The sequence below is a fragment of the Streptomyces chlorus genome (genome assembly GCF_042655885.1).
In the GTDB taxonomy this organism is placed as follows: Bacteria; Actinomycetota; Actinomycetes; order Streptomycetales; family Streptomycetaceae; genus Streptomyces; species Streptomyces chlorus.
In genome coordinates this window covers 66,655-80,289 of sequence record NZ_JBHSOA010000039.1, presented here as the reverse complement: position 1 = coordinate 80,289, position 13,635 = coordinate 66,655, and the positions used below count along the sequence as shown (strand labels likewise).

Here is a 13,635-nt window from a genome sequence, read left to right as displayed (position 1 = left end):
ACGGCCGGTGAACTCTGTTCGCCCGAGTACTGGGTGCGGCAGGTCCGGGACACGGTGCGGTTCTGTGACGGCGTGCGCGAACTGGCAGGCCAGGGCGTCACCACCTTTCTGGAGCTGGGCCCGGACGCGGTACTGTCGGCCATGGGAGGCGACTGCCTGGCCGAACCGAGCGGTGGCGGCGGCGCGGTGTTCGTCCCCACGATGCGACGTGGCCGCCCGGAGCAGCGCGAACTGGTCCGCGCACTCGCCCTTGCGTACGCCCGGGGGACCCGGACGGACTGGAGGGCGTTCTTCTCCGGGACCCGCGCCCGCCGCGTGCCCCTGCCGACGTACGCCTTCCAGCGGCGGCGTTTCTGGCTGAGCCCCACCGGAGGCCGGCGCACCGGTGAGCACCCCGTGCTGAGCGCGCCGGTGCGTCTCGCCGATTCCCCTCGTGTGGTGCTGAGCGGCGGCATCTCGCTCCGGTCACACCCATGGCTGGCGGACCACAAGATCTCCGATGTCACCCTCCTTCCCGGCACCGCCTTCGTGGACATGGCCCTGTGGGCCGGCGGGCAGCTGGGCTGCGGGAGCCTCGCGGAACTCACCCTGGAGACGCCGCTGGTGCTGCCGGACAGCGGCGGCGTCGCGGTCCAGGCCGTGATTGGGGAGCCCGACGGAAACGGGCTACGGCCCGTGGAGATCTACGGGCGCCCCGAGGCGGCGACCGACGCTGCGACGGACGAGATCCCGTGGACGCGGCATGCGTCCGGGGTACTCGCTCCCGAGGCCGGCTCCGAGGCCGGTGACTCCCGGCTGTCTCCCACCGAGGCCTGGCCGCCCTCCGGCGCCGAACCCGTCGACATCACCGGCCTGTACGACGACCTGGCCCGCCAGGGGTACCTGTACGGACCTGGGTTCCGTGGGCTGCGTGCCGTCTGGCGCCGCGACGGTGAGGTGTTCGCCGAGGTGGAGACGGTCGGCGCAGCGGCGGACGCGACAGGGTTCGCCGTGCACCCGGCGCTGTTCGACGCCGCGCTGCACGCAATGGACATGGCGGCGGACGCGGACACCGGATCCGGCGCCGTCCGGATTCCGTTCGCCTGGCGCGGCGTCTCGCTGCACACAGCGGGTGCTTCGACTCTGCGGGTCCGTATCGCCGCGACCAGTGCGGACGAGGTGTCACTCGCCCTCGCCGACACGTCCGGCACACCCGTCGCCACCGTCGAGTCGCTCGTCCTGCGCGCGATGCCGGACGGGCACCTGGCCTCGACGCCTCCAGGCCGTCGCGGCGCCCTGTACCGCGTGCGATGGGCCCCGTTCCGGCTTTCGGAAAGGCAGGAAGAGGCGGCTCCGCCCACTCTCGACGACCTCCTCGGCTCGGACGGCCCGGCACCCGAGGCCGTCGTCCTGCCGTGCCGGCCGCCCCGGGACGCCGATGTGCCGACCGCCGTACGGGCTGTGCTGGGGCAGGTGCTGGACGGCGTACGGGCATGCCTGGCGGACGAGCGGTTCGCCTCCTCGCGGCTGGTCGTGCTGACCCATGGTGCGGTGTCCGTCGGCCCGGACGACGGCATCGACCTCACCCAGGCGCCGGTCTGGGGCGCCGTACGGGCGGCGCAGGCCGAGCATCCCGGCCGCTTCGTGATCGTCGACAGCGATGACGCTCCGGAGTCGCTGAGCCTGCTGGGGTCGGTCGCCCGGTGCGGTGAGCCCGAGGCCGTCCTCCGGGCGGGTGCCGTACGCGTGCCACGCCTGGCCGAACCGGCCGCGCCGTCCGGCGACCGGGGACATGGGCCGGGACGAGGGCCCTCGTGGGGCGTCGACGGGACCGTTCTGGTGACCGGCGGTACCGGGGCGCTGGGCCGGCTCATGGCACGGCACCTGGCGGCCGAGCACGGCGTACGCCATCTGTTGCTGGCGGGCAGGCGGGGCCCAGAGACGCCCGGTGCCGGTGAGCTGGTCGCCGAACTGGCCGCACTCGGGACCCGGGCGCAGGTCGTGAGCTGCGATGTTTCCGACCGCGCCGAACTGGCCGCACTCCTGGACGCGATCCCCGCCGAACGTCCTCTGAGCGCGGTCGTCCACGCCGCCGGCGTTCTCGACGACGCACTGGTCGACGGACTCACGCCAGCACAGCTCGACACCGTCCTGACCGCCAAGGCGGACGCGGCCCTGCACCTGCACGAGCTCACCCGCGATCTGGGCCTGCGGGCGTTCGTGCTGTTCTCCTCCACCGCGGCCCTCCTCGACGCCGCCGGGCAGGGCAACTACGCCGCGGCCAACGGCTTCCTGGACGCCCTGGCCGTCCACCGCCGGTCGCTGGGCCTGCCCGCCGTCTCGCTGGCCTGGGGACTGTGGACCGGGTGCGGCGGCATGGGAGACCGGCTCGACGCGGCCGCGCGACGGCGTGTCGAACGACTGGGACTGATGCCACTGACCGCGGAGGAGCACCTCGCCCTGCTGGACGAGGCCGTGGCCGGTGACGCGGTGAACGTCGTGCCGGTGCACCTGGATCCGCGCGCGCTCCGGTCCAGGGCCGACGACGTGCCGAAGCTGCTGAGCACACTGGCGCCCGGGCGGCCGCGCGGCCGGAGTGCCACCGCGTCACCGCCCCTGGTCCAGCGGCTCTCCACGCTCACCGAAGCCGAACGTGCCGAAGCCGTGCTCGACGTCGTACGCGCCCAGGTCGCCGCGGTCCTCGGGCACGACACGGCGGAGGACATCGACGCGACCCGGGCGTTCGGTGACCTGGGGATGGACTCCCTGGCCGCCGTGGAACTGCGCAACCGCCTGAGCACGGTGACGGGCCTGGCCCTCAACGCGACGCTGGTCTTCGACCATCCGACGCCCAGGACACTGAGCACCCACCTCGCGGAGCGACTGCGCGGCCGTGACACGTCCGTCTCCCCTCCCGCTTCCGCCGCCCCGGAGACCGTCGCCTCCGACGAGCCGGTGGCGATCGTCGGCATGGCGTGCCGTTACCCCGGAGACGTGCGATCGCCGGAAGACCTCTGGCGGCTGCTGGCCGACGGTTCGGACGCGATCTCCCCCTTCCCCACCGACCGGGGCTGGGACCGCGGTCCGTACGACCCGGAGCCCGGTACGCCCGGCAGGACGTACTGCCGCGAGGGCGGGTTCCTCCACGACGCGGCCGACTTCGACGCCGACTTCTTCGGCATCAGCCCACGCGAGGCCCAAGCCATGGATCCGCAGCAGCGCCTGCTGCTGGAGATCTCCTGGGAGGTGTTCGAGCGGGCGGGCATCGATCCGCACACGATGAAGGGCAGCGACACCGGCGTCTTCGCCGGAGTGATGTACCACGACTGGGGCCTGCGGCTCGGTCCGCTGCCCGAAGACATCGCCGGCCACCACGGCAACGGCAGCCTGGCTAGTGTCGTCTCGGGCCGGGTGGCCTACGTCCTCGGCCTGGAGGGACCGGCGGTCACCGTCGACACCGCCTGCTCGTCGTCGCTGGTCGCCCTCCACTGGGCCGTTCAGGCGCTGCGGCGCGGCGAGTGCGGTCTCGCGCTGGCCGGCGGCGTGACCGTGATGTCCACCCCGGACACCTTCGTGGACATGAGCCGGCAAGGCGGTCTCGCCGGCGACGGCCGCTGCAAGTCCTTCGGTGCCGGAGCCGACGGCACCGGGTGGGGCGAAGGCGCCGGCGTGCTGCTGCTGGAGCCGCTTTCGCGGGCCCTGCGCAACGGCCACCGGATCCTGGGCCTGATCCGCGGATCAGCCGTCAACTCCGACGGCGCCTCCAACGGGCTCACCGCCCCCAGCGGTCGGGCCCAGCAACGAGTGATTCGGCAGGCCCTGGCCGACGCCGGGCTGACCGCGGCAGACGTCGACGCCGTCGAGGGCCACGGCACCGGTACCGCGCTCGGCGACCCCATCGAGGCCCACGCGCTGCTGGAGACGTACGGCCGGGAGCGGCCCGGGGAGGTACTGCCCCTGTGGCTGGGCTCCGTCAAGTCGAACATCGGGCACACCCAGGCAGCCGCGGGTGTGGCCGGCGTGATCAAGACGGTGCTGGCGATGCGGCACGGGCTGCTGCCCCGCACGCTGCACGCCGACGAGCCGTCGCCGCAGGTCGGCTGGGCCTCCGGCGCCGTACGGCTGCTGACGGAACCGACCGACTGGCCTGAGACCGGGCGTCCGCGCCGGGCGGGCGTTTCCTCCTTCGGCATCAGCGGCACCAACGCCCATGTGATCGTGGAGGAGGGCCCCGCGCAGGAATTGGGAGTGTCCCACCGCCCCGACCGCTCGACCCTCGTGCCCTGGGTGGTGTACGGCCGAACCCCCGAGGCACTGCGTGCCCAGACGGCGAAACTGCGGAACCACCTGCACTCCCTCGCCGACGACCGGCTCACGGCGATCGGCTGGGCCCTGGCGACCACACGGGCCGCGCTCGACCACCGGGCGGTCGTCATCGGAGCCGACCACCACGAACTCGCCCTCGCCCTGGACGCCGTGGCGGACGGGGACCGGGGTGGCTCCGTCGTCGACGTCGCGCGGGAGGGCAAACTCGCCGTCCTCTGTACGGGGCAGGGGGTGCAACGCCTCGGAATGGGAAGGGAGTTGTACGAGGTCTTCCCGGAGTTCGCCGCCGCCTTCGACGAGGCGGCGGCCGAGCTGGACCGTCACTTGGAACGTCCGCTACGGCAGGCGGTGTGGGGCGAGGACCAGGCTCTGCTGGACCGGACCGACTTCGCGCAGGCTTCGCTGTTCGCGATCGAGGTGGCGCTGTTCCGTCTGCTGGAGTCCTGGGGACTGCGCCCGGACTGCCTGGCAGGGCACTCCCTCGGCGAACTGACGGCCGCCCATCTGGCTGGCGTGTGGTCGCTCGCCGACGCGGCGCGGCTGGTGGCTGCCCGAGGCCGACTGATGCGGACCCTGCCGCCCGGTGGGGTGATGGCGGCGGTGCACGCGGCCGAGGCCGAGGTGCTCCCCCTCCTGACCGGCCGGGTGGGTATCGCCGCGGTGAACGGTCCCCGAGCGGTGGTGTTGTCCGGCGAGGAGAAGGACATCGAACGGATCACGCAGTACTTCTCGTCCCGTGGCCGGACGGTCAAACGGCTGCCGGTCTCGCATGCCTTCCACTCGCCGCTGGTGGAGCCGATGCTCGACGACTTCCGGCAGGCCGCGGCGAACGCGACGTACCGAGCCCCGCGCGTCCCCCTGGTGTCGAACACGACGGGCCGGCTCGCCACGGCCGCCGAGCTGTGCTCGCCCGAGTACTGGGTCCGGCACGTCCGCGCCACCGTACGCTTCGCCGACGGCATCGACTCCCTGGTGAGCATGGGCGTCAGGACCTGCCTCGAACTCGGCCCGGACAGTGTGCTGTCGTCCCTCGGCGTCGACTGTGTCGGCGAGGAGCGGGACGTGGCGTTCGTACCGACGCTGCGCCGGAACCGGAGCGAGGAACGCGAGGTGCTCCTCGCCCTTGCCAGGGCCCACGCCCGGGGAGCGGACGTCGACTGGCGGGCGTTCTTCGCGAGGGAGGAGGCAGGCCACGTCGACCTGCCGACCTACGCCTTCCAGCGCAAGCGGTACTGGCTCGACATTCCGACCCCCGCGGCCACCGGCCTCGACGCCGCCGGACTCGAACCCGTCGGACATCCACTGCTCGGCGCCGCCGTCACGGCGCCGGATGCGGACGCCGACGTGCACAGCGTGGTGCTCACCGGCCGCCTCTCGGCGTCCGATCCGGCATGGGTCGCCGACCACGAGGTACTGGGCAGCGTGCTGCTGCCGGGCACGGCCTTCGTCGAACTCGCCCTCCGGGCAGGCGATCAGGCGGGCTGCACAAAGATCGAGGAACTCACCCTCGAAGCGCCGCTGACGCTGCCCCGCGACGGCTCGCCGATCGTGCTCCGCGTCGTCGTCGGCGCTCCGGACCCCTCCGGGACCCACACGCTGAGCATCCACTCCCGGGAGGAGGGCCCGCAGCAGCCATGGACGCGGCACGCCACCGGCTCCCTCTCCAGGGCTGCCGCCGAGCCGTCGTTCGACCTGACGGCCTGGCCACCGCCGGGCGCGACCGAGGTCGCGGTGGAGCGCGCGTACGAACACCTCCACGACCGGGGGTACGGATACGGCCCCGCCTTCCGGGGACTCAGGACGGCCTGGCGGCGCGGGGACGACGTCTTCGCGGAGGTGGCCCTGCCGGAGGCGGCCCGCGCCGACGCCGGACGCTTCGGCATCCACCCGGCGCTGCTGGATGCCGCGATGCACGCCGACCTGCTCGACGAGCGGGCCACGACCCTGCTGCCGTTCGCGTGGCGAGGCGTGTCGCTGCACGCGACCGGGGCGACCTCCCTGCGCGTTCACCTGCGGCGGGTGCGCGACGACGAGGTCAGCTCGCTGCACGTGGCCGACGACAGCGGCCGGCCCGTGGCCACGGTGGAGTCCCTGGTCTCCCTGCCGGTGACGGCGGAACGGCTCGCCGCACACCCTGGGCGGGCGTCCGGGCTCCACCACGTGATCTGGCAGGAGGCCCCCGCAGCAGGCGAGGCCCCGCGACTGCCGACCGTGCACGACCCCGCCACCGCTGTCCCCGCGCTGGTGCGGCACCCGGTGAGCCGGGCCGCCGCCGTCGACGTCCCGTCAGCGGTGCGTGAGGTCACGCACGAGACCCTGAAGTCCCTGCAGTCCTGGATCGCCGAACCCCGGTTCGCCTCCTCGAAGCTCGTGGTGGTGACCCGCCGCGCCGTGTCCACCGGCCCGCAGGACGACCCCGACCTCAGCCAGGCGCCGGTGTGGGGCCTGGTCCGCGCCGCGCAGGCGGAGCACCCCGGCCGCTTCGTCCTCGTGGACACCGACGGCACCCCCGAGTCCGAGCGGGCGCTGTCCGCGGCCGCCGCGTCCGGCGAACCGGAGATCGCCCTGCGCGACGGTCGAAGGCTCCTTCCCCGGCTGGCCCGCACGGCGGCGGCCGAGCCCACGAACACCGGCACACGGCCGTGGAACCCCGACGGCACCGTGCTGATCACCGGCGGCACCGGAGGTCTCGGCGCGCTCGTCGCCCACCACCTGGCCGCCCGACACGGCGTACGGCATCTGCTGCTCGTCAGCAGGCGCGGTGCCGAGGCGCCCGGTGCCGACGAGCTGACGGCGCGGCTGTCCGGTCTCGGTGTCCAGGTCACCGTCGCAGCGTGCGATGTGACCGACCGGAACGCGCTGGCGGCCCTGCTGGACACCATCCCCGGCGACCACCCGCTGACGGCTGTCGTGCACGCCGCCGCCGTCTGGGAGGGCGGCCCGGTCGAGACCCTGTCCGCCAGGCGCGTCGACACGGTTCTGGCGCCCAAGGCGGACGCGGCCTGGCATCTGCACGAACTCACCAAGGACCGGGACCTCACGGCGTTCGTGCTGCTGTCCTCGGCCGGTGGGCTGATTCTGCCGTTCGCCCAGGGCGACTATGCCGCCGCGAACGTGTTCCTCGACGCGCTCGCGGCGCACCGCCGCTCGGTCGGCCTTCCGGCGAAGGCCCTGGCCTTCCCGCTGTGGGCGGTGGACACCGGCCTCGGCGGCGAGCTGACGCAGACGGACCTGGACCGGATGGCCCGCCTCGGGCTGCCCGCCCTGCCGGCCGACGAGGGACTGGCCCTGTTCGACGCCGCGCAGCACGTCGACGCGCCCGTGGTGGTGCCGATGCGCGTCGACGCACGCGCCCTCGCGGCCAGGACCGACGAGATCCCCGCCCTGCTGCGCGCCCTCGCCCCCGCCGCACCCCGGCGCAGGACCGTACGCGAGGAAGGCGCCGCCGAAGGAGGCCTGGCCCGGCGTCTGGCCGGGCTGATCGGCAACGAAGCCGACCGGGTCCTGCTGGAGCTGGTGCGTACCCAGGTCGCCGCGGTGCTCGGCCACACCGGGCCCGAGGCGGTGGAACCCGACCGTTCGCTCAGGGACCTGGGGTTCGACTCGCTCGCCGCCGTCGAACTGCGCAACCTGCTGGCCGGCGCCACCGGGCTCACCCTCCCCGTCACCCTCGTCTTCGACCACCCCACCGCACGCGCCCTCGTCGATCACCTCAAGTCCCTTCTTTCCGACCGAACTTCGGACAGGCCCGTCCAGGCGACACTGCCGTCCACGGCGCCGGCGGCGCACGACGAGCCGATCGCGATCGTCGGCATCGGCTGCCGCTTCCCCGGCGGAGTGCGCTCCCCCGAGGACCTGTGGCAGCTGGTGACCGAGGGCAGGGAGACGGTCGCGGACTTCCCCACCGACCGCGGCTGGGACACCGACGCCCTGTACGACCCGGAGCCGGGCCGGCCAGGCAAGACGTACACGCGCAAGGGCGGATTCCTCTACGACGCCGACGAGTTCGACCCCGAGTTCTTCGGCATCATGCCGCGCGAGGCCCAGGCCATGGACCCGCAGCAGAGGCTGCTGCTCCAGACGTCCTGGGAGGCCTTCGAGCGAGCCGGGATCGACCCGGGCTCCGTCCGCGGCAGCACCACGGGTGTGTACGCCGGAGTGATGCACCACGACTACGGAAGCCGGCTGCCGTACATCCCGGAGGAGCTGGCGGGCTACCTCGGCAACGGCAGCGCGGGCAGCATCGCCTCCGGCAGGGTCGCCTACGCCCTCGGGCTGGAGGGCCCGGCCGTCACCGTCGACACGGCGTGCTCGTCGTCGCTGGTGGCCCTGCACATGGCCTGCCAGGCACTGCGCTCCGGCGAGGTGGCCATGGCCCTGGCCGGCGGGGTGACGGTCATGTCCACCCCGGACATGTTCGTCGACTTCAGCCGACAGCGCGGCCTCGCCCCCGACGGCCGCTGCAAGCCCTTCGCCGAAGCCGCCGACGGAACCGTCTGGTCCGAGGGCATCGGCGTCCTGCTCGTCGAGCGGCTGTCGGACGCCCGCCGTGCCGGTCACCCGGTGCTCGCCGTGATCCGCGGCAGCGCCGTCAACCAGGACGGCGCCTCCAACGGTCTGACCGCCCCGAACGGGCCCTCCCAGCAACGGGTGATCCGCCAGGCGCTGGCCGCTGCCCGCCTGTCGCCCTCCGACATCGACCTCGTCGAAGGCCATGGCACCGGCACCAGGCTCGGCGACCCCATCGAGGCGCAGGCACTGCTCGCGACGTACGGGCAGGAGCGTCCGGACGGCCGCCCGCTGTGGCTCGGTTCCGTCAAGTCCAACATCGGACACGCACAGGCCGCGGCCGGTGTCAGCGGCCTGATCAAGACGGTGATGGCCCTGCGCGAAGGGCTCATGCCCCGGACCCTGCACGTGGACGAGCCGACCGCGCAGGTGGACTGGTCCGAGGGGGCGGTGCGGCTGCTGACCGAGCCGGTCGCCTGGGCGACCGGCGGACGGCCACGCCGGGCCGCCGTCTCCTCCTTCGGGCTCAGCGGCACCAACGCCCATGTGATCGTCGAGCAGGCGCCCGAGCCGGAGGCCCCTCAGCCGGCGCCGGAACTGCCCGGCCTGCCCGTGCTGCCGCTGGTGCTGTCGGCCAGGAGCGCGAGCTCCCTCACCCGGCAGGCGCACCGGCTCGCGGCACACCTGCGGGAGGAGACGGAGCAGGACCTGCGCGACATCGCCTTCTCGCTGGCGACCACCCGCGCCGCACTGCCGCACCGTGCCGTGGTCCTGGCGCCGGCCCGTGACGTCGCGCTGAACGCCCTTGCCGTGCTGGCGGCGGGCGAACAGCCGCCGGACGTGGTCACGGGTGTCGCCGCCGAGGGTTCGACCGCCTTCCTGTTCCCCGGCCAGGGCGCGCAACGGCCCGGCATGGGCCGTGAACTCCACGCCGAGCATCCGGTGTTCGCCCGCGCCCTCGACGCCGTGTGCGAGCGGCTCGACCCGTGGCTGGACCGTCCCCTGCGCGAGGTGATGTTCGCCGAGCCGGCCTCGCCCGAGGCGGAGCTGCTGGACCGCACGGCGTACGCCCAGAGCGCGCTCTTCGCCCACCAGGTCGCCCTGTTCAGGCTCCTGGAGTCCTGGGGTCCCGCCCCGAACGTCGTGCTGGGGCACTCCTCGGGAGAGCCGGCGGCCGCTCATGTCGCGGGAGTCCTCTCCCTGGCCGACGCCTGCACCCTCGTGGCCGCCCGTGGCCGCCTGATGCAGGACCTCCCGCCGGGCGGCGCCATGATCGCGGTCGGGGCCACGCCCGAGGAGGTCGCCCCGCTTCTCGGCGAGCGCCTGTTCCTCGCGGCGGTCAACGGGCCGTCCGCCGTGGTGCTCTCCGGCGACGAGGAGGCCGTGCGCGAGGCGGCGGACCGTCTGCGCGCCGCAGGCCGCAGGACCACCCGGCTCCGGGTCTCGCACGCGTTCCACTCCCCGCTGATGGAGCCGATGCTGGCGGAGTTCCGGCGCGTCGTCCAGAACCTGTCCTACGCTCCTCCCGCCCTTCGTGTGGTCTCCACCCTCACCGGTACCGCCGCCCGGGCGGAGCAGCTGTGCTCGCCGGAGCACTGGGTACGGCAGGTACGCGATGCCGTGCGGTTCGCGGACGGCGTGCGTCACCTGGCCGACGACGGTGTGACGCGTTTCGTCGAGCTGGGGCCCGACGCGGTGCTGAGCGCGGCGGTCGAGGCCTGCCTCGACCGGCACGGCGACCTGGTCGTCCCCGTGCAGCGCGGGGACCGGGCGCAGACCGAAACCCTGCTCACGGCGCTCGCCCGGCTGCACACCGGTGGGGCGGGCCCCGCCTGGGACCGGGTCTTCGCCGGCCGGGGGGCGCGCCGCGTCGACCTGCCCACGTACGCGTTCGACACCCGGAGGTACTGGCTTCCGATGCCGGCGACGACGGCCGGTGACCCGGCGGGCCTCGGCCAGATCGCCGCCGGACACCCGCTGCTGGGCGCGGTCGTGCCCGCGCCCGAGACGGGCGGGGTGGTGCTGACCGGCAGGCTGTCGATCCAGTCCCACCCGTGGCTGGCCGACCATGACGTCCTCGGTACCGTGATCCTTCCCGGTACCGGCTACGTGGAACTGGCCCTGCGCGCCGGCCAGGAGACCGGCTCCACGGTGGTCGACGAACTGACCATCGAACAGATCATGGCGATTCCGGCGACGGGCGGCGTCGCGGTCCAGGTCGTGGTCGGCGCCGCGGGGGAGGGGGGACGCCGTTCCCTGACCGTCTACTCCCGTCCGGAGGACGCACCGGCGCACGGCCCGTGGACCCGTCACGCGACCGGCTCCCTCATCGCGGCCGGGCAGGCGGACCCCGAGCCCGGCCGGCCGGAGCCGGGCCGTGACCCGTGGCCACCGCCGGGCGCTCGGCAGGCCGACATCAGCGACGTCTACGACTACCTCACCGGCCAGGGCTACCACTACGGGCCGATGTTCCGCGGCCTCAAGGAGGTGTGGCTGCGCGGGGAGGAGACCTTCGCCGAGGTCGCCCTGCCCGAGGAAGCCGTCGCCGACGCCGCCCGGTTCGGGCTCCACCCGGCCCTGCTGGACGCCGCACTGAGCGCCACCGACTTCATGGACGGACGCAAGCCCCAGGACGTCGGCGGCACCCAGCTGCCGTTCTCCTGGACCGGCGTCATTCTGCGGGCCACCGGCGCGACACGGCTGCGCGTACGCATCACCCCGGTGCGCTCCCACGCGTCGCCGGGGTCGGACGCCGTGCGTCTGGAGCTGAGTGATCCCCTGGGCAGCCTCGTGGCCACGGTGGAGTCCCTGGTGGTCCGGCCGGTCACCGCCGCGCGGGTCAACGCCGCCGCCACCGCTGCCGGGGCCGAGCAGCGCACATCGGTGTTCCGCGTCGCCTGGAACCAGCTGCCTCTCGGCGCCGCCGCGCACGCCGCACCCGGCCGCTGGGCGGTCCTCGGCGCCGACCCGCTCGGACTCGGCCCGGACGTGGAGCTGTTCGGCGGGCCGGCCGACCTGGCGGAGCGGATCGCATCCGGTGCGCCGACGCCCGACCTGGTGCTGCTGCCCGTCGGTTCCCCGGAGACCGACATCCCGTCAGGGGTGCGGTCGGTGGCGGGCGGCGTGCTGAGCACACTGCGCGCCTGGGTCACCGACGTCCGGCTCGCCGGCATCCGGCTGATGGTGATGACACGAGGCGCGGTCGCGGCCTCCCCGGGGGACCGGGTCGATCTCGTGCAGGCGCCCGTGTGGGGGCTCGTCCAGGCGGCCCAGGACGAGAACCCGGACTCGTTCGTCCTGGTGGACACCGACGGCTCACCGGCCGCTACGCGCGCGCTGGCCGCAGTGGCGGCCTGCGGCGAACCCCAGGCGGCCCTGCGCGGCAGTGAGGTGAAGGTGCCGAGGCTGGCCACTGCCCCCGCCGGGGTGAACGGCCGCTCCCCGTGGAACGCCACCGGCACTGTGCTCATCACCGGCGGTACGAGCGGACTCGGCGCCCTCGTGGCCCGACGCCTGGTGGCCCGGCACGGCGTCCGGCACCTGTTTCTGACCAGCCGCCGAGGCAGGCAAGCCCCTGACGCGCTGCGACTCGAGGAGGAGCTGACCGCGGCCGGCGCCCGGGTCACCGTCGCCGCTTGCGACGCGGCCGACCGGGACGCGATGGCGGACCTGCTGTCCCGTATCCCCGACAGCCACCCGCTCACCGCCGTCGTACACGCCGCGGGAGTACTGGACAACGCCCTGGTCGAAACCCTTACGGCCGGACAGCTGGACGCGGTGCTGCGGCCCAAGGCCGACGCCGCCTGGCACCTGCACGAACTCACCCGGGAGCGGCACCTGTCCGCCTTCGTCCTGTTCTCCTCGGTCGCCGGACTGATGCTGGGTGCCGGTCAGGGCAACTACGCGGCGGCCAACCGGTTCCTGGACGCGCTCGCCGAGCACCGGCGCGCCGAGGGACTGCCCGCCGTATCGCTCGCGTTCGGGCTGTGGGGCGAGCGGACCGGCATGGGCGGCACGGTGACCGAACGCGAACTGCGGCAGCTGACCCGCCTCGGTGTGCCCGCGCTGTCCACGGAACAGGGGCTGGAACTGTTCGACACCGCGCTGCACCTCGATGATCCGGTGCTCGTCCCGCTACGGCTCGACGCGCCGGTCGCGGGCCCGCGGGCCGAAAGGATCCCCCAGCTGCTGAGGGACGTGCTCCAGGTGCCCGTACCCCGTACCGCGCCCGTCGGCACCGTGCGGCGGGACGGCGCCGAGAACGGCGGCACCTCACTGGAACAGCAGCTGGCGGGGCTCGACGACGAGCGGCGGGAAGATGTGCTGCTCGACCTGGTCCGTACCCACGTCGCGGCGATCCGCCACGACGCCACGCCCGCGTCCGTCGACATCGGCAAGGGCTTCACCGACCTGGGCCTCGACTCCCTCGCGGCGATCGAACTGCGCAACCGGCTGCAGTCCGCGACCGGACTGCGCCTGCCGGCGACACTGATGTTCGACCATCCCAGTCCGGCCGTGCTGGCGGAGCACCTCCTCGCCGAGCTCCGGCCCGACCTGCCGGACAGCACTGCCGCCGACCCGGAGGAGGAGCGGCTCCAACGGGCGATCGCCTCGATCCCGATCACGCGGATGCGCGACGCCGGACTCCTGGACGCGCTCCTCTCCCTCGCCGCCGCACCCTCCGAAGGGCCCACGCCGATCGGCCCCCGACCGGCCGAGACCATCGCCGCCATGTCCGTCGACGACCTGGTACGGGCCGCGCTCACCGTCGGGACCGATGACCACCAGTGAAGAAAGAGGCACTGCCCACCGTGAGTACAT

At 73.8% G+C, this 13,635-nt stretch carries 1 protein-coding gene; it reads left to right on the top strand.

Going from position 1 to position 13,635, the window contains the following annotated elements; translation table 11 throughout:
- Nucleotides 1-72: 72 nt before the first annotated feature.
- Nucleotides 73-13,605, top strand: a complete 13,533-nt coding sequence (locus tag ACFPZI_RS18865; RefSeq protein ID WP_381364419.1) for an SDR family NAD(P)-dependent oxidoreductase — start codon at nt 73-75, stop codon at nt 13,603-13,605.
- Nucleotides 13,606-13,635: the final 30 nt, after the last annotated feature.